The organism is Blautia sp. OF03-15BH (assembly GCF_003463065.1).
In the GTDB taxonomy this organism is placed as follows: Bacteria; Bacillota; Clostridia; order Lachnospirales; family Lachnospiraceae; genus Limivivens.
Genome location: NZ_QSCM01000017.1, coordinates 18,363 through 35,407 on the forward strand (window position 1 = coordinate 18,363; position 17,045 = coordinate 35,407).

Annotated in this window: 22 protein-coding genes, 1 tRNA gene and 2 pseudogenes; 22 read left to right on the plus strand and 3 right to left on the minus strand. The window is 40.1% G+C overall.

What is annotated here, in order from left to right; all coding sequences use genetic code 11:
* Positions 1–207: 207 nt before the first annotated feature.
* Positions 208–963 carry a 16S rRNA (guanine(527)-N(7))-methyltransferase RsmG gene (gene rsmG / locus DXA57_RS14145; RefSeq protein WP_117767951.1) on the plus strand — a complete coding sequence of 252 codons (756 nt, stop codon included), beginning with the start codon at positions 208–210 and terminating at the stop codon, positions 961–963.
* Between the two features lie 90 nt (positions 964–1,053).
* Here the strand turns inward: rsmG and DXA57_RS14150 are convergent, their stop codons facing one another.
* Complete coding sequence (locus tag DXA57_RS14150) at positions 1,054–1,998, minus strand: alpha/beta fold hydrolase (protein ID WP_117767952.1); 945 nt, start codon at positions 1,996–1,998, stop codon at positions 1,054–1,056.
* A 235-nt stretch (positions 1,999–2,233) separates the two neighbouring features.
* Here DXA57_RS14150 and DXA57_RS14155 point away from each other — a divergent pair, with 235 nt between their 5' ends.
* The 10 genes and pseudogenes from DXA57_RS14155 to DXA57_RS14200 form a co-directional block, all read left to right on the plus strand.
* Positions 2,234–2,584, plus strand: coding sequence for a hypothetical protein (locus DXA57_RS14155; protein ID WP_117767953.1), 351 nt, complete (start codon positions 2,234–2,236; stop codon positions 2,582–2,584).
* Positions 2,585–3,014: 430 nt separating this feature from the next.
* Positions 3,015–3,791, plus strand: a complete 777-nt coding sequence (locus tag DXA57_RS14160; protein WP_117767954.1) for a ParA family protein — start codon at positions 3,015–3,017, stop codon at positions 3,789–3,791.
* Complete coding sequence (locus tag DXA57_RS14165; protein WP_117767955.1) at positions 3,785–4,702, plus strand: ParB/RepB/Spo0J family partition protein; 918 nt, start codon at positions 3,785–3,787, stop codon at positions 4,700–4,702. Before DXA57_RS14160 ends, DXA57_RS14165 begins: the two co-directional genes overlap by 7 nt.
* A 31-nt stretch (positions 4,703–4,733) precedes the next feature.
* Positions 4,734–5,252 (plus strand): DUF4446 family protein, encoded by a 519-nt coding sequence (locus DXA57_RS14170; RefSeq protein ID WP_117767956.1) that lies wholly within the window; start codon positions 4,734–4,736, stop codon positions 5,250–5,252.
* A gap of 182 nt (positions 5,253–5,434) precedes the next feature.
* A complete protein-coding gene (gene serS, locus DXA57_RS14175) occupies positions 5,435–6,727 on the plus strand; it encodes a serine--tRNA ligase (protein ID WP_117767957.1) in 1,293 nt (430 codons plus the stop codon).
* Between the two features lie 55 nt (positions 6,728–6,782).
* Positions 6,783–7,670, plus strand: a complete 888-nt coding sequence (locus DXA57_RS14180) for a DUF3881 family protein (RefSeq protein ID WP_117767958.1) — start codon at positions 6,783–6,785, stop codon at positions 7,668–7,670.
* A 345-nt stretch (positions 7,671–8,015) separates the two neighbouring features.
* A tRNA-Arg gene (locus DXA57_RS14185) sits at positions 8,016–8,087 on the plus strand.
* A gap of 398 nt (positions 8,088–8,485) precedes the next feature.
* Positions 8,486–9,358 (plus strand): ParB/RepB/Spo0J family partition protein, encoded by an 873-nt coding sequence (locus DXA57_RS14190; protein WP_117767959.1) that lies wholly within the window; start codon positions 8,486–8,488, stop codon positions 9,356–9,358.
* A 10-nt stretch (positions 9,359–9,368) separates the two neighbouring features.
* A complete protein-coding gene (locus tag DXA57_RS14195) occupies positions 9,369–10,154 on the plus strand; it encodes a ParA family protein (RefSeq protein WP_117767960.1) in 786 nt (261 codons plus the stop codon).
* A pseudogene (locus DXA57_RS14200) lies at positions 10,144–10,374 on the plus strand (ParB N-terminal domain-containing protein); the annotation flags it as partial. The gene DXA57_RS14195 and the pseudogene DXA57_RS14200, both read left to right, overlap by 11 nt.
* Positions 10,375–10,475: 101 nt before the next feature.
* Here DXA57_RS14200 and DXA57_RS14205 read toward each other — a convergent pair.
* Both DXA57_RS14205 and DXA57_RS14210 read right to left on the minus strand, forming a co-directional pair.
* Positions 10,476–10,685, minus strand: coding sequence for a DUF6219 family protein (locus DXA57_RS14205; RefSeq protein ID WP_005421572.1), 210 nt, complete (start codon positions 10,683–10,685; stop codon positions 10,476–10,478).
* Between the two features lie 66 nt (positions 10,686–10,751).
* A complete protein-coding gene (locus DXA57_RS14210; RefSeq protein ID WP_117767962.1) occupies positions 10,752–11,354 on the minus strand; it encodes a Type 1 glutamine amidotransferase-like domain-containing protein in 603 nt (200 codons plus the stop codon).
* Positions 11,355–11,686: 332 nt separating this feature from the next.
* Between DXA57_RS14210 and DXA57_RS14215 the strand changes: the two genes are divergently transcribed.
* From DXA57_RS14215 to DXA57_RS14260, 11 genes and pseudogenes are all read left to right on the plus strand, one after another.
* Positions 11,687–12,058, plus strand: a complete 372-nt coding sequence (locus tag DXA57_RS14215) for a hypothetical protein (protein ID WP_117767978.1) — start codon at positions 11,687–11,689, stop codon at positions 12,056–12,058.
* 277 nt (positions 12,059–12,335) lie between these two features.
* Positions 12,336–12,500, plus strand: coding sequence for a rubredoxin (locus tag DXA57_RS14220; protein ID WP_117767963.1), 165 nt, complete (start codon positions 12,336–12,338; stop codon positions 12,498–12,500).
* A gap of 76 nt (positions 12,501–12,576) precedes the next feature.
* On the plus strand, positions 12,577–13,011 hold the full coding sequence (locus tag DXA57_RS14225; protein WP_019161195.1) for a bacteriohemerythrin: 435 nt from the start codon (positions 12,577–12,579) through the stop codon (positions 13,009–13,011).
* Between the two features lie 261 nt (positions 13,012–13,272).
* On the plus strand, positions 13,273–13,422 hold the full coding sequence (locus DXA57_RS17345; protein WP_015524977.1) for a hypothetical protein: 150 nt from the start codon (positions 13,273–13,275) through the stop codon (positions 13,420–13,422).
* A gap of 178 nt (positions 13,423–13,600) precedes the next feature.
* Positions 13,601–13,813 carry a DUF6219 family protein gene (locus tag DXA57_RS14230; RefSeq protein WP_005421604.1) on the plus strand — a complete coding sequence of 71 codons (213 nt, stop codon included), beginning with the start codon at positions 13,601–13,603 and terminating at the stop codon, positions 13,811–13,813.
* Positions 13,814–13,816: 3 nt separating this feature from the next.
* Positions 13,817–14,272 carry a thioredoxin-dependent thiol peroxidase gene (gene bcp, locus DXA57_RS14235; protein ID WP_005421605.1) on the plus strand — a complete coding sequence of 152 codons (456 nt, stop codon included), beginning with the start codon at positions 13,817–13,819 and terminating at the stop codon, positions 14,270–14,272.
* Complete coding sequence (yaaA, locus tag DXA57_RS14240; RefSeq protein ID WP_117767964.1) at positions 14,272–15,018, plus strand: peroxide stress protein YaaA; 747 nt, start codon at positions 14,272–14,274, stop codon at positions 15,016–15,018. Before bcp ends, yaaA begins: the two co-directional genes overlap by 1 nt.
* Before the next feature lie 89 nt (positions 15,019–15,107).
* Positions 15,108–15,308 (plus strand): annotated as a pseudogene (locus DXA57_RS17560) (rubrerythrin family protein); the annotation flags it as partial.
* A gap of 184 nt (positions 15,309–15,492) precedes the next feature.
* On the plus strand, positions 15,493–15,867 hold the full coding sequence (locus DXA57_RS14250; RefSeq protein ID WP_117767965.1) for a desulfoferrodoxin family protein: 375 nt from the start codon (positions 15,493–15,495) through the stop codon (positions 15,865–15,867).
* 94 nt (positions 15,868–15,961) lie between these two features.
* Positions 15,962–16,120, plus strand: a complete 159-nt coding sequence (locus DXA57_RS14255; RefSeq protein WP_005339874.1) for a rubredoxin — start codon at positions 15,962–15,964, stop codon at positions 16,118–16,120.
* Positions 16,121–16,273: 153 nt separating this feature from the next.
* Positions 16,274–17,020 carry an SDR family NAD(P)-dependent oxidoreductase gene (locus DXA57_RS14260; protein ID WP_117767966.1) on the plus strand — a complete coding sequence of 249 codons (747 nt, stop codon included), beginning with the start codon at positions 16,274–16,276 and terminating at the stop codon, positions 17,018–17,020.
* The last annotated feature ends 25 nt before the right edge of the window (positions 17,021–17,045 follow it).

The window sequence follows — 17,045 nt, forward strand, 5'->3', positions numbered from 1 at the left end:
AAAAGAGCTGTATGAGGCGCAGAAGGCGTTGATAAGGCGGAAGCATCTCCATGCAGTCTGAACGCAGATAAGCATTCCCCCGCTTCAAGTGCGCGGAGAACTAAGCGGCGGGTGAGGGGGGATGCTTATGTCAGTGGGAGTTGAAAGCTCCCACTGACAGATCGCGAAGCGACTGCGTTCATGAGCAAGTAGCGAAGCGGATTGCGAATGTCCGCTTTACAAAGAAAGGAAACGGGTGAAAAAGTGGCAGATACGGAAATTTTGACAAAGGGATGCCAGGCTTTTGGCATTTCTGTTACAGAGAGACAGACAGAGCAGTTCCTGGCGTATTATGATCTCCTGATCGAGTGGAATAAAGTCATGAATCTGACGGCCATCACAGAGTTTGAAGAGGTCATGAGCAAACATTTTGTAGATAGCTGTGCTCTGGGAAAAGCAGTTGAACTGGATGGAAAAAAACGTCTTCTGGATGTGGGAACAGGAGCCGGTTTCCCGGGAATCCCTTTGAAGATCATCTATCCGGAACTGGAAGTAGTACTTCTGGATTCTCTTAATAAACGGGTAAAATTCCTGAATGAAGTCATTGAAAGACTGGGGCTTACGGGAATTACGGCAATTCACGGAAGAGCGGAGGATATCGCAAAACAGAAAGAATACCGGGGAAGCTTTGATCTTGTGGTGTCCAGAGCGGTGGCGAATCTTTCCTCTCTCAGTGAGTATTGTCTCCCCTTTGTAAAGACGGGCGGTTTGTTTGTACCGTATAAGTCCGGAAGTGTGGACCTGGAGCTTTCAGAGGCAGAAAAAGCCATTAAAGTCCTGGGAGGAGAGTATCGGGATACCGTACGGTTCACGCTCCCTGATACAGATATTGACCGTACGCTGGTGGTGATCGGAAAGGTAAAAGAAACACCGAAGAAATATCCGAGAAAGGCGGGAACGCCATCCAAAGAGCCGATCAGATAGAAGTCCGTGCGGACAGAAAAAGAGGCTGTCACAGAAGCAGGAAAGCTTGCTGTGGACAGCCTTTTTCTGTTAGTATGCGGTTTTACGGAATCAGAAGAAAACTTTCATGGTCTGATAGAAAGCTTCCGGACATTCCAGCTGAGGAAGGTAAGCCGCTTTTTCTACAAGGGCACTTTCAATGGCCGGATTCAAGGTTTCATAACTCTTAATGATACTGTCAATATTTGGCGTAGAATCTCCACTGATGATGTAAATGCTGTTGTCCAGGTTCCGAAGTGCATGAGAAATATCAATATTTACAAAGTTGCCTTTGATGCTGGACAGCAGGTATTTTCCGCCGTTTCCTTTTCTGTGGGCACATTCATGATAAATATCTACGGTCCGTCTGGAAAGATGGAACGGATTATGAAAATAATTTTCTGTGAAGAGATATTCTATATTTGTATGGTTGCTCAGAATGTAATAAAGCGTAGTTCCCAATACGGGGCAGTTGAGTATATGTTTCGCGATCCGTGATCTGGGATTCGGGATCTGGTTCAGGGAAGAAATGCTCTTCGGACTGATCAGGAAGATCTTATCGAAAAGCTCCTCATTGTTGTTTGCGGCCATGATCACGAAGGATCCGGAAAGACCGGTAGCAGCCACATTGGTTTTCTTTCGGATGACGTTTTCGGTAAAATCATTCAACAGCTGAACATAAAAGTAGTTGGTATAGATCATGTTGGATTTATCAGATCGGCCACAGCCGGGCAGGTCGATAGAATAGACCGTAAAATCCTTTGCCAGCTGCTGCTCCAGCTGATTCCATTCGTAGGCGGAAGCGGAAGGATCCAGATCATGGATCAGAAGAAGCGGTTTTCCGGAACCGAATTTTCTGTAATAAACTCTTCCGTGCCTCCAGTCAAAATATTTTCCAGGACGTATCGGGAGGAGGTTTTTAACCGTGGCAGCAGAGGAAATAAACTGGTTGATTATATGAAGAGATCCAATACAGACTGAGGTCAAAATAAGGGCATTTTTAAGTTTATGCTTCATAACAGCGACTCCTTTTAAACAAAGTGATAATGAATGGTTACTGGTATTTGGGCATGCGTAAACCTGTCTTTATTATAATCCAAAATCATCTTTGATACAATCTTTTTCTCACCTGTATTGTGCAGGATAAAAAAATCTGTTACAATGAAAAAATGGCTGGAGACTTGCAGAAGCTGTATGGCAGCGGAGCAGTCTACAGATATGGAATGCCGATACCGGAAGGGAGGAGACGGCAATGGTACGGGAATATTTTGAGTCTGTCCTGCAGGAAAACGGAGGGCAGATTGCAGAGTATGCGGCTAAAATAGAGGAACAGCAACTGGAACTTGAGAGTGTGGAAAAAAAGATCGTGAAGATCCAGTCCAAAAAAGAATTTGATGTGGGATATTTTTCACCAAGAAGAAGCGAAAATTCTTTGAGAGAACAGCTGGGAGAACTGCTGAAAAACCGGGAACATTTAAAAGCAGAACTCCAGAAATTTGAAGAAGAAAAGCAGATGCTGGAAGAAAAACAGGAAAACTTTCAAAAAATGTTGGATGAAGTTCTTGATATGGAGAAAAAAGCGAATGTTTCACGTGAAACCTAAAATATTAGGAACAGTTCAGAACATCAGCAAAATAAAAAATCAGACTATGCAAACTTGTTTGCAATAGGATGAAATTTTTATTTTGGAATGGGCGGAATACCCATTAGCCTCAGACAGAAGCTGCGAATGCAGCGAGAGCGCATGTAATGCGCGGGGGGCTGAGGCCCAGTGGGACTCGTTTAGCACCGACCGAAGCAACGCGTAGACCTGTGGCCTGTTGTTTTGAATGTCCTGAATAGTTACAAACATTGTTTGTTTCACGTGAAACATTTCCAGTGGACAATCAGCAGACAGGTGTTATAATAGGAGACACCGGAATTGTGAGAGACGTGAGAAAAGAAACCATTCATGGATCTGGAACATCCGAAACAAGTCACAGATATCGTGTGATACATACAGGAATCACAGAGAAAGGGGAATATACATAGATATGGGAAGAACAATCGTAATCGCAAATCAGAAGGGCGGAGTTGGAAAGACCACTACGGCAATCAACTTATCCGCATCTCTTGCAGATCTTGGCAAGAAAATTCTGGTTATTGATACAGATCCCCAGGGAAATACCAGCAGCGGCTTGGGAGTAGAAAAGAATGAAGTGGAAAATACCGTTTATGAGCTGCTGATCGGCGAATCAAAAATAGAAGAGTGCATTCAGAAAGAAGTGATCGAGAATCTGGACATCATTTCTTCCAATATCAATCTGGCAGCAGCAGAAATCGAACTGACCGGTTTTGAGGAAAAAGAATTTATTCTGAAAAAAGCAGTGGATCAGGTGCGGGAAAATTACAATTTTATCATTATTGACTGTCCGCCATCTTTGAATACTCTGACGATCAATGCCATGTGTGCAGCCGACACAGTGCTGGTGCCGATCCAGTGTGAATATTATGCACTGGAAGGACTTTCCCAGCTGATGAATACTGTGGAGCTGGTAAGAGACCGACTCAATCCGAATCTGGAGATCGAGGGTGTAGTGTTCACCATGTACGATGCAAGAACCAATCTGTCTCTTCAGGTTGTGGAAAATGTAAAGGCAAATCTGGATCAGAGAATTTACAAGACCATTATCCCAAGAAACGTGCGTCTGGCCGAGGCACCCAGCTATGGAATGCCTATCACAAAATATGATGCAAGATCAACAGGAGCCGAGAGTTATCGCCTTTTGGCAGAAGAAGTGATCAACAGGGGGAATGAGGAAGAATGGTAAAGAAGAGTGGATTAGGAAAAGGTCTGGACAGCCTGATTCCTTCAGCAGGAGCAAAGAAAAGTAATCCCGCCAAGTCGGAAGTAAAAAAAGAAGTAGTTGTAGAGAAAGTTGTTAAAAAAGAAGAAGTGATGCTTAAGATCACAGAAGTGGAGCCCAGCAGGGAACAGCCTCGTAAAAATTTTAATGAGGATGCACTTCTGGAACTGGCAGATTCCATCAAACAGTTTGGAATCATCCAGCCGCTGATCGTTCAGAAACAAGATGATTATTATGAGATCATTGCAGGTGAGCGCAGATGGCGGGCTGCAAAACTGGCTGGCTTAAAAGAAGTTCCTGTTATCATTAAAAATTACACGGAGCAGGAAAGAGTTGAGATCGCACTGATTGAAAATATTCAGCGGGAAGATCTGAACCCGATCGAGGAAGCTCTGGCATTCAGACGTCTTCTGACAGAATTCGAGCTGAAACAGGATGAACTGGCAGAACGGGTTTCCAAAAGCCGTACGGCTGTGACAAACTCCATGCGTCTTCTCAAACTGGATGAACGGGTGCAGCAGATGGTGGTGGATGAGAAGATTTCTACCGGTCATGCAAGAGCGCTGCTGGCTGTGGAAGACAAGGAGCAGCAGTATACGCTGGCAAACAAAATCTTTGATGAAAAACTCAGTGTCCGGGAAACCGAACGCCTGATGAAAAATTTTCAGAAGGAGAAAGAAAACAAAAAAAGCCAGAAAACAGAGAATGAATTTATTTATAAAGGAATCGAAGAGAAGATCAAAATGATCCTGGGAACAAAAGTTACAGTAAATCATAAAAAGAATAATAAAGGAAGAATTGAGATCGAATATTATTCCAATGAAGAACTGGAACGGATCATGGATCTTCTGGAGTCTATTCACCAGGAAGCCTGACAGGCAGAACAGAAGAAAAAGGGGACAATAAATGGAAAGCAGTATTTTTGATGCAATCGGTATCGACCCGGGGATCATCCTTATTTTTGTACTGGGCGTTCTTCTGATCGTCTTGGTCTATATGATAAAGATCTCCATGAAAATGAGCCGTTTTATAAAAAAGTATAAGATGTTTATGCGTGGAATGGATGGAGCATCTCTGGAACGGGCATTTGCAGCCCGCTTCAACCAGATGGATCTTCTGGAAGAAAACAGCCGGAATCACATGGAAGAAATCCGGAAGATCAAGGAAGTACAGAATATTACATTGAATAAAGTGGCAATTGTCAAATACGATGCTTTTAAGGAAATGGGCGGAAAACTCAGTTTTGCCCTTGCCATGCTGGATAAGGAAAACAATGGCTTTGTCATGAATGCCATTCACAGCAGCGACGGCTGTTATACCTATGTAAAGGAAATCGTAAAAGGAGAATCTTATGTGGTTCTCGGCGAAGAAGAGAAAGAAGCTCTTCGACAGGCAGTAAATTCACACAATGAACTGGAGCAGTAGAGCGAAGATACTTCTACACGGACCTTCCTAAAAGGGCAGAAAGACCGGAAAATAAGGAAAAAGGTGCTTTACGCGAACTGAAAAATAGAGTATGATAGAACTCGGCGGATATTTGATTCGCCGAGTTTTCATTTACAGAGGAGACTTTCTCCGATTGGATTTTAGAAAGGAATAAGTAGAAAATGCTGGATATTAAATTTGTCCGGGAAAATCCGGAAATCGTAAAACAGAATATTCGTAATAAATTTCAGGATAAAAAGCTTCATCTGGTAGATGAAGTGATCGAGTTGGATAAAAAGAACCGTGAGATCAAACAGGAGGTAGAGGCACTTCGTGCTTCCAGAAACAAACTTTCCAAAGAAATCGGAGCTCTGATGGCTCAGAAGAAAAAAGAAGAGGCAGAAGAGGTCAAAAAGCAGGTTGCCAGCCAGGCAGATCGTATGAATGAACTCTCTGAAGAAGAGAAGAAGGTAGAGGAAGAGATCCGTACCAGAATGATGGTGATCCCGAATATCATCGATCCTTCCGTTCCCATCGGAAAAGATGACAGTGAGAACGTGGAAATCCAGAAATATGGAGAGCCGGTTGTTCCGGATTTTGAAGTACCCTATCATACAGAGATCATGGAGAAATTTGACGGCATCGATCTGGACAGTGCCAGAAAAGTGGCAGGAAATGGTTTCTATTACCTGATGGGAGATATCGCACGTCTTCACTCAGCTGTCATTGCTTACGCAAGAGATTTCATGATCAACAGAGGCTTTACTTACTGTGTACCGCCTTTCATGATCCGCAGCAACGTTGTTACCGGTGTTATGAGCTTTGAAGAGATGGATGCCATGATGTACAAGATCGAGGGCGAGGATCTCTACCTCATCGGTACCAGTGAGCACTCCATGATCGGTAAATTCATCGATACCATTATTCCGGAGGAAGAGCTGCCGAAGACTCTGACCAGTTATTCTCCCTGCTTCCGTAAAGAGAAAGGTGCTCATGGCATCGAGGAGAGAGGCGTTTACCGCATCCATCAGTTTGAGAAACAGGAGATGATCGTTGTCTGCAAGCCGGAAGAGAGTAAGATGTGGTTTGATAAGCTGTGGCAGAATACCGTAGATCTGTTCCGCAGTCTGGATGTTCCGGTTCGTACGCTGGAGTGCTGTTCCGGGGATCTGGCAGATCTGAAAGTAAAATCTCTGGATGTTGAGGCATGGTCTCCGAGACAGAAAAAATATTTTGAGGTAGGAAGCTGCTCCAATTTAGGAGACGCACAGGCAAGAAGACTGAAGATCCGTGTAAACGGACCGGATGGTAAGAAATATCTGGCACATACACTGAATAATACGGTAGTAGCACCGCCGCGTATGCTGATCGCATTTCTGGAGAACAACCTGAATGCAGATGGAAGTGTAAACATTCCGGAGGCATTAAGACCGTATATGGGCGGAATGGAAAAAATCGAGGTTAAAAAGAAATAAGTTTGATCAGAAGAGGTAAGAAATACCGTATGATCTGGAAGAGGAGGTGAATGTAGTGCATAGTTATCTGAAATCAATTGGCTTTGGCGGTTTGAAAACGGAAGAGGAACTGGAAACGATCCTGGATGAGGTTTTCCGGAAATATACAGACCGTCAGGCGGTAAAAGAAGAAAATGGAAATGCGTTTGTGGAATATTCCAAAGCGTTCGGACCGGATTTTGGTATCACGCTCTGCGGAGAAATGGACAAAAACGGGTTTCATCAGGAATATTATGTTCCATATTTCCGGGGAACCGGTGTGACATCCAAGGAAGATCTGATGGTGGAGAAGCATGGCAGTCGCGAGTCCTATGCAGGAGTCATGGAGGATCCAAGAGTAGGTGTTTCACTGATCTTCTATGTACAGAATGTGGTGGCTTATAAGAAGGCCTGTGTTGATCAGATGCTTTTGAACCAGCCGGTAAGTACTACATTCTCCGGACTTTCCGATAAGGGAGAAATCCTTCTCCCCATCTGCAAAAGTGAAGAACAGCTGCAGAGTGACCGGGAAGCGGTTTCCAAGAGAAACAAACTCATTGCTGCGGCCAAGAAAGGTGATGAAGAGGCGATCGAGAGCCTGACACTGGAGGATATGGATACGTATTCCATGATTTCCCAGAGAATCCAGGAAGAGGATCTTTTCACGGTGATCGATACGTTTATGATGCCCTATGGCGTGGAATGTGACCAGTACCAGATCATGGGTGAAATCAAAAATGTGGAAGAGGCAGTCAATGAATATACGGATGAAAAATTGTATTTTATGACTCTTTCCTGCAACGATATGATCTTTGATATCTGTATCAATCAGAAGGATCTTCTGGGTGAACCGGAAGAAGGCAGACGGTTCAAGGGAAATATCTGGATGCAGGGCCACATAAATTTTGAAAAAGGGCTGGATTAACAGCTTTCGGTATGCTATAATAAATATCTATGGAGTGGTTTCCGATGAAAAAAGGCAAACCATTCCAGTTAGGTTTTTGTGGCTCAGCTGGATAGAGCACTCGCCTCCTAAGCGGTGACCAGAGTTATCGCCTCGGTGTATAACAGAAAAATGAATTTAAGTTCGATTCTGTTATGTGATGTCACAATTAAGAGGACATGCGTTTTGGAAAATGGCGATAGCTTCATACCAAAAAATTTCATCATATAAGATTGATTCAGCTGACGTAAGTCAGTTTTAAATCATAAAATCCAATGCCGTTGAAATGGCTGAAAACCTTGATTTTAAGCCAAAAATCCGGTATTTGTCCTGTTAGTTTAATGGATAGAACAAGTGCCTCCTAAGCACTAGATGTGGGTTCGATTCCCGCACGGGACGTCCTATCAAAAGCGGAATGTATTAGAAAAATTTCTAATATAATTTCCGCTTTTTTGTTTTTTCAAGTGGAAAATGGAATGGAATATCAGCTAATACGGAAAGAATCCTATTAGCCGCTGTCTAATAAAACGCACTGCTGGTATAATAGCTGGAAATAAATCGAAATTCTAATAAAAGAGAAAAGCCAGCTGTTTATTTGAGAAAGTGGATGTAAATTCAAGCTCAGATAAGAAAAAAGAGGAAGGGAAATATCCGGCGGTAAGTTATTAGGCGTGAATACAATAAAATCTTTGCTTAGTGAAAACTAAGGTCAACAGTAAGCCTGTTTGGATCAGATTTCAAAAAGAAATCTATCTGGACAGGCTTTTTCTGTTGCAGATAAGGAATGGAGGAAAGATATGGATACAGTGGCATCAGTTCCAGAAGATGGCGAAAAAATTATAGAGATTCAGCTGGAACGTCTGCGGACCTTTAAGAACCATCCGTTTAAGGTTCGGATGGATCAGGAAATGATTCGGCTCAGTGCGAGTGTTGAGAAATACGGAATCATAAATCCACTGATTGTACGACCGATTCCAGATGGTGTTTATGAGATTATCTCCGGACACAGAAGAAAGGCAGCTGCTGAAAAGTTTGGTTACAGGAAGGTACCGGTCATTATCAGAGTCATGTCAGATGACGAAGCAGTAATTAATATGGTGGATTCCAATTTACAGAGGCAGCAGATAACATTCAGTGAAAAGGCTTTTGCTTATAAGATGAAGAATGAAGCTATGAAGCGAACCGGAGGAAGAAGAAAAAGTAGCCAGTCTGACTACCCGTTGAAAGGAAAAAAGACAGTAGAAATCATTGGTGAAGAATTTGGTGACAGCGCAAAACAGGTACAGCGGTATCTGAAGTTGACGGATCTTATTCCTGAGTTACTGGAAAAGCTGGATAACGGTGAACTTTCATTTAACCCGGCTGTGGAACTTTCGTATTTAACGATAGAGGAACAAAAGGAATTTATAGATGCTATGGAGTATACACAGGCAGTTCCATCCATTTCCCAGGCACAGAGAATGAAGAAATTAAGCCGTGAGAAAAAGCTGACGGGAACAAAAATGAGAGAGATCATGGGTGAGATCAAAAAAGGGGAAATTACCAGAGTGATGTTTAACAACGAACAACTGTATCGGTATTTCCCAAAATCATATACCCCGGCAGAAATGAAAGAAGAGATACTGAGCATGTTAAACCAATGGAAACCGCAGAAAACGGTAGCAAAATAGGAGGAAAATTATGTGTAGAGTAATCGCAATATCAAACCAGAAAGGTGGAGTTGGAAAAACCACCACAACCGTAAATCTTGGAATTGGACTTGCCAGACAGGGAAAGAAAGTGTTGCTGATTGATGCAGATCCACAGGGGAGTCTTACAGCAAGTCTTGGTTATGTAGAACCGGACGAAATAGGAACTACACTTGCCACAATTATGATGGCTATCATCAATGAAAAAGAATTTGAGATCACAGATGGCATTCTGCATCATAAAGAAAATGTAGATCTGCTTCCGGCAAATATTGAATTATCTGCATTGGAAGTAACAATGGGGAACGTGATGAGCAGAGAACTGATTATGAAGGAATATATTGAGGCTGTGAGAACAGAGTATGACTATATCTTGATTGACTGTATGCCAAGCCTGGGACTAATGACAATCAATGCACTGGTAGCTGCGGATTCCGTGTTGATTCCAGTACAGGCAGCTTACCTTCCGGTGAAAGGGCTTCAGCAGCTGATACATACGATTGCAATGGTGAAGAAGCGGCTGAACAGGCAGCTGATATTTGAAGGGATTCTTCTTACAATGGTGGACTTTCGCACAAACTATGCAAAGGATGTGGCTGGCAAAGTGCGTGAAGCCTATGGTGAGAAAATAGAGATTTTTGATACAGTGATTCCTATGTCAGTGAAAGCAGCTGAAACAAGTGCAGAAGGCGTCAGTATCTTTTCCCATTGCCTGAATGGAAAAGTAGCGAAAGCATATGAGACGATTGCAAAGGAGGTATTGAGAAATGAAGAGTAAAAGCGCAGACAAAATAAAGATGCCCAGCATAGATGAACTGCTGGGAGTATCCGGCGAAGAAAGTGCAACAGATATTGAGATTAGCAGAATACACAGCTTTGCAAATCATCCATTTAAAGTTTTGGATGATGATAAGATGGATGACCTGGTAGAGAGTATTAAACAGAATGGTGTGCTGACACCTGTTTTAGTAAGACCAGATAAGAATAACAGCTATAAGCCATCTTTTCCAGAAACGGAAGAGTAGATTTGAAAGAGCCTGATGGAATCTCCCCTTTCCATCAGGCTTATATATAATGGAATACTCCCCTATTCCTCTTATTATTCCGCAGATTCTTCAGCTGCAGCTTCTTTCTTTTTTCTGGATTTGCCAGAAATCATTTTATGACCTGAGTAAATGGCCATAGCCATGCAGATCAGTGAACTGAATGCAAAATATTTATGTGCTGATTTCATATCCTTATAGCCGGTGTAGCAAGTTCCGATCATGGAAACCAGCGCACCGATGGACCAGTATTTATGTGATTTCATTTGAACCTCCTGAGCTTTTTTATATCATACATCTTTTTAAGAAATATGCAAACTGGAATTTTCAAATTAGTCTTTGCAAATAACCTTTGAACCTTCACCGTCAATTACAATTCCCTGACGGTTGTTAATTGGGCATAGATTCAAATCCGAAAACTCAGTCATTATTTTCTCGGTAACTTTCTTAAATGGTGCTGTAAGATAATGCGGAAGAACATAGAAATCAATCAAATCAAGCCCTGCATCATCTTCTTGTGAGTAGTCCTCTGGCTTTTCATCCATTTGCTCGATATATTGGATGCTTGGAGCGCATATAATTGCGCCTGCCGACTCGCCGATCATCAATTTTCCATTTGCCAATTCCTTTTTCAGCAGCCCATCAGTTCCCGTTTTACGGAGCTGGTCCATAAGAAAGAAAGAATTTCCGCCGGTAAAATATATCATATCTGCTTCTTCAAAAACAGACTGTATCGTTGAATAAGCCTCCGTTGAAATATCAATTTCAGTTACGATTACTCCCAACTTTTTGAATAATTTTCGAGCTGAGCCGACATAACCGGTGTAGCCTTCATGCAGTGAAGCTGTTGGAATAAATGCGACTTTCTTATTTTCAATTTCTTCCTTTATCAGACTTCCTACACTTGAAAAGTGCGAACATAAAAATAGTTTCATCAATATTCTCCTTTATAAATTTCGATTTATCTTTGCCTTATGTTATCATAATTCGGTTTAAATTGCTATAAATAGTCTTATCCCAATAATAGAAAACGCCAGAAATCATTAAGATTCCGAGGCCTTATGTTTGAACATATTTACCTTTTAATTTATGTAAGACAGATGTGGAAGTACAGCAGGAGTTAGGAATAGGCAGGACTTCTTTTTATAAAATGAAGAAGCAGGCACTTGGATATTTAGGATTTTATTTTTATGAGATCGTGGTACCGCAGGCAAAGGATAAAAGATTTAAACCGTCACTGGGCGTTGAGGAAGAGTAGGTGAGTAATATGAGATACGAAGATTCGATGAAAGGTGTAGCTGATCAGATAATCAAAGAACAGCAGCGAGTCAGTAAAATTAAAAACAATCCAGAAGAGTTCCATTGGCATGACGAATATGCAACGTTGAATTTCTTTCGGTTTATCTGCAAAAATATCGGTAACTTGAGAAATGGAGAAATTGAAAAAATGGTCACACGTTTAAAGAACATAGATCAGAAAGCAGTGGAAAACCATGTGAATGGTGCTGTTTGGGCATTTGATTATGATAAGATGTTCTGTGTATTGATGGAAAATGAAATTTGCCGAAAGGTGTGTGAAAAGAATAAATATAACAGTTGGATGAATCTGATTGGACAGTATTGTGTTTTAAGGACTTAAAGACGAAGAAAGTTGTTGGAGAGAAATAATTTCCGGCAACTCTGTCTTTAATGAATAGAGTTCATTTTTTTATTCAACTATTCCCATGATATATACAGTGTGTAAATGTGCAATTCAAATATCAGTTTATGCTAAGTACAAAAAATAATAATAATTACTATTATTGACAAAAGAATAATTATCATGTATAATACAGATATACAAGAAACAAAGTGTTAGAAAAATTGCTAGGAACTTGGTAACAAAAATAAATCGACATTGAAAAGGGAAAATGACTATGATAAAATATGAATGTGAACCATGTGGATATATTTATGATCCGGCAGTAGGGGATATAGACGCCGGTATCGATCCAGAAACTGCATTTGAGGATATTCCAGATGACTGGACATGCCCAATCTGCGGATTAGGAAAAGATGTTTTCGTTCCTGTAGAAGACTAAGCAGAAAATGCAGGTACGAAACTGCCAGACATTAAAAGAGCCTAAGAGAACATATAAAAGAAATGGAGGTCAAATTATGACTTACGATTTAAACATTACCTTTGATGACAATTTAGTAACAGGAAATAAAACAATCGATACACAGCACAAAGAATTGATTGACCGTATTCAGAACTTTGTAATTGCCTGTCAAAATGGCGACAGCAAGGTAAAGGCGATCAAACTTCTGGATTATCTTAACGAGTATACTGACTTTCATTTTAAAGAAGAAGAAGCACTTCAGGAAAAAGCCGGTTATCCAGAGCGTGAAAAACATTATGAAAAACATGAAGAGTTTAAAAAGACAATTCAGGAACTGTATGAATACCTTCAGGAGTATGAAGGACCAACAGATCGGTTCAGTGAACTTGTACAGAAAAATGTAATCGACTGGCTGTTTGGACACATTAAAACATACGACCGCTCTGTGGCAAAATTTATCTTTATGAAACAAAATCCAGACCGATGCTAAAATAAACCAGGGAACGAGTTCACTCAGAATGTAGACAACGTGATGAAGTAAACTAGGGGCTGTCACAATGCAGCCCCTTTCCTGTTATAGCGATATTCTAGGTAATATATTGCGCTGGCATGACATATTATTTTACTACTACTATATGGGAAGAGCAAGCAGCTCTTCTTTTTTTGTCCTTTTTATCCAATTTTAAGTTGTAAAGTCTCTTTTCATTCGACAAAATTCTCCACAGACAGAGGATATGCGACGAGCATTGATATGAACATCTATTTATGGAAAGAGGATATTGAAGACGGGGAATCGGTAATGACAGCCGAATATAGACCTGTAGAATACGGAAAGGACTATGATGTTGTCAATAATCCTGATAAATTTCAACTATATATAGATGGAAAAGAGATTAAATAGTAATCTCCTGAAAACAAGCTTTTTGTCAATTATTTCAAAGAAAAATTAAAGGATAACAATACATAGTTTTGACAATGATATTTTGAAAAAATTTATAGGAATGCTCTATTATCAAATTGACATAGGAATATGGTAGCGTATAATTAGAATTGAATACACTGAAAAATGGAGGAATTACATGAAAGCACATAAATATTGGTCAGTAGGAGCATTGATCACAATGCTTGGGACTTTTTACACTGGATATAAAAAGCAAAAATCAAGTCACAAATACTTTGCTTTAAGTTCTATGTTATGTATGGTAATGGCGATATATACAGGTCATAAAATGATTACCGGGAATAGGAAGAAAAAGGCGAATAAAGAGAAAGATACAGAAAGGGAGGGATAAATAATGTTGGAAGTAGGGGTTAAGGCACCGGATTTTGAGTTGCCAGATCAAAATGGGAAAATACATAGATTATCGGATTATACAGGAAAAAAAGTGATTTTATATTTCTATCCCAAGGATAATACAGCGGGATGCACGAAACAGGCATGTGGGTTTTCTGAGCGATACCCTCAGTTTACCGAAAAAGGAGCAGTTATTCTTGGAGTCAGTAAGGATTCTGTATCCTCTCATAAGAGATTTGAGGAAAAATATGGATTGACATTTACACTTTTAGCAGATCCAGAGCGGAAAGTTATTGAAGCATATGATGTATGGAAAGAAAAGAAAAATTATGGCAAAGTCTCTATGGGAGTAGTAAGAACCACATATCTTATTGATGAACAGGGGATTATTATAAAGGCAAATGATAAAGTCAAGGCTGCAGATGATCCTGAAAATATGCTCAAGGAATTAGATTAATGAAGATAATATTATCCCCTGCTAAAAAGATGATTACAGATACTGACAGCATAGCGCCGGATGGATTGCCTGAATTTATTGAAAAGACGACAGAGATACAAAGTTGGTTGAAAAGTAAGTCAAAAGAAGAACTGAAGACTATCTGGAAATGTAATGACAAAATTACAGAACAGAACTTCAATAGATTGGAAAACATGGATCTTTATCATTTACTTACCCCAGCTGTCTTATCATATGAAGGAATTGCTTTTCAATATATGGCTCCATCCGTGTTTGAGGACAGTCAGTTCGAGTATGTACAAAATCATTTGAGAATAATATCTGCATTTTATGGTGTGCTAAAACCAAGGGATGGTGTGACACCTTATCGTTTGGAAATGCAGGCGAAGGTTGGAATAGGAGAAACAAAAAATCTGTATGAGTACTGGGGAGATTTATTATACCGCTCAGTGATTGATAACAGCAGGATTATAATCAATCTGGCATCGAAAGAATACTCTAAGTGCATAGAAAAATATCTGACACGACAGGATAGATACATTACGATTACATTTTGTGAGTTATCAGGAGATAAACTGGTGACAAAAGGTACATATGCTAAGATGGCCCGTGGTGAAATGGTTAGGTTCATGGCTGAAAACAGAATTGAAAATCCTGAGGATATTAAGAAATTTGATAGACTAGGCTATTCATTCTGCTCTGATTTATCATCAGATGCAGAATATGTTTTTGAACGGAAAAAATGATGATTGAATGATTATTTTAAATAAAAGGTAATCAGTAATATTGATTATTATAATAATAGTAATTACTACTATTATTTATTGATAATAAACAGATTGAGAAGCACCACGAAGAGAGATATCGTGCACTTCTTAAGAATATTGAAACTGCACAGGTGTTTGAAAAGAGTGAAGTTAAGGTATGGGAATGCCGTAACTGTGGACATGTTGTGGTAGGAACAAAGGCACCTGAGATATGTCCAGTATGTAACCATCCACAGAGTTATTTCGAAGTATGTGAAGAGAACTATTAAAGAGAAGGAGATTATTACAAAGAAGAAAGTGATTATTAAAAAAAGCAGTAATGATAGGCTGTGGCTTTGTTGGTTCTGCATCAGTTGGTAAAGAAGCATTAAAGTTTAAGAAATCGGCGGATGCTTTGAAAAAAGTTATAGAAACAATTGGATTTTAAATTTTAAACATAGGAAGATAAAAAAGATGGAAGTAAAATATTATGTATGCAATCATTGTGGAAACATTATTGAAATGGTAAAGGATCAAGGCGTACCAGTAATGTGCTGCGGAGAGGCTATACATGAGTTAAAAGCTGGAGTGACAGATGCTGCTGTTGAGAAGCATGTACCTGTATATACAGTGGACAAACAGCATGTACATGTTGTGGTCGGTGAAACAAAACATCCAATGCTTGATAATCATTTCATTGAATGGATTACACTAAATACAAATCAGGGTATTTATAGAAAACAGCTAATTCCAGGACAGGAACCTATTGCGGATTTCTGCCTCTGTGATGGAGAATATGTAGAAGAAGTATACGCATACTGCAATCTTCATGGACTCTGGAAATGCTAAAAACACTTGACTTTCGTGCTAAGATTACAAAATAATTCAGATACAACAGTAATATATGCTGTGTATTAATATATTTATAAGGAGGAACAAACTAATGAAATATGTATGTGACGTTTGCGGATGGGAATATGATGAAGAGGAAGGTTATCCTGAAGGTGGTATTGCACCAGGAACAAAGTGGGAGGACGTTCCAGAAGATTTTGAATGCCCATTATGTAATGTTGGAAAAGATCAGTTTTCAGAAGTTGAATAAAATTCTGATTATTTAAATACGGATAGATAAACAAAAACCCTGGTGCGTGTGAGCAACAGGGTTTTTTATTGCGATAGTTTGTGATGATATCACAGAAAATGATTTACCTTTTGCTTATAATGTAACTACAAACAAAGTAAGGAGGTAGTCTAAATGAGATTAAAAGATAAAGTTGCAATCATTACGGGTGGAAGCCGTGGTATAGGATTTGCTACAGCTGATAAATTCTTGAAGGAAGGTGCTTCAGTTGTGTTTGCAGCAAGTTCACAGGAATCGGCAGATGTTGCTGTAGATAAATTAAAAGAAAAATATCCCAATGCAATAGTTGCTGGAATTAGTCCAAATCTAGCAAGCATGGAGTCTGTCAGAAAGGCTTTTAAAGAGGCAACTGAAAAATATGGATGTGTCGACATACTGGTAAATAATGCAGGGATTTCAGAAAACACCTCATTTATGGATTATACAGAGGAGACTTTTGATAAAGTCATGGATCTAAATGTAAAAGGAGTATTTAATACTACTCGTGTAGCAGCAGAATGTATGGTGGCAAGAGGCAAGGGGGTCATTCTCTCAACTTCTTCCATGGTGAGTATTTCGGGACAGCCAAGTGGGTTTGCTTATCCGGCATCGAAGTTTGCAGTAAACGGATTGACTGTATCATTAGCAAGAGAACTAGGACCTAAAGGTATTCGTGTTAATGCTGTTGCACCTGGGATTACAGAAACTGATATGATGAAGGCCGTGCCAAAGGAAGTTATCGAACCTATGATTGAAAGAATTTCATTGCGTCGTCTTGGACAGCCGGAAGATATTGCCAATGCGTTTGTGTTTCTTGCTTCAGATGAGGCGAGTTACATTACAGGTGTTATATTAAGTGTAGATGGTATGGCAAGAAGTTAAGTTAATGAGGTATGGTGATGTAATC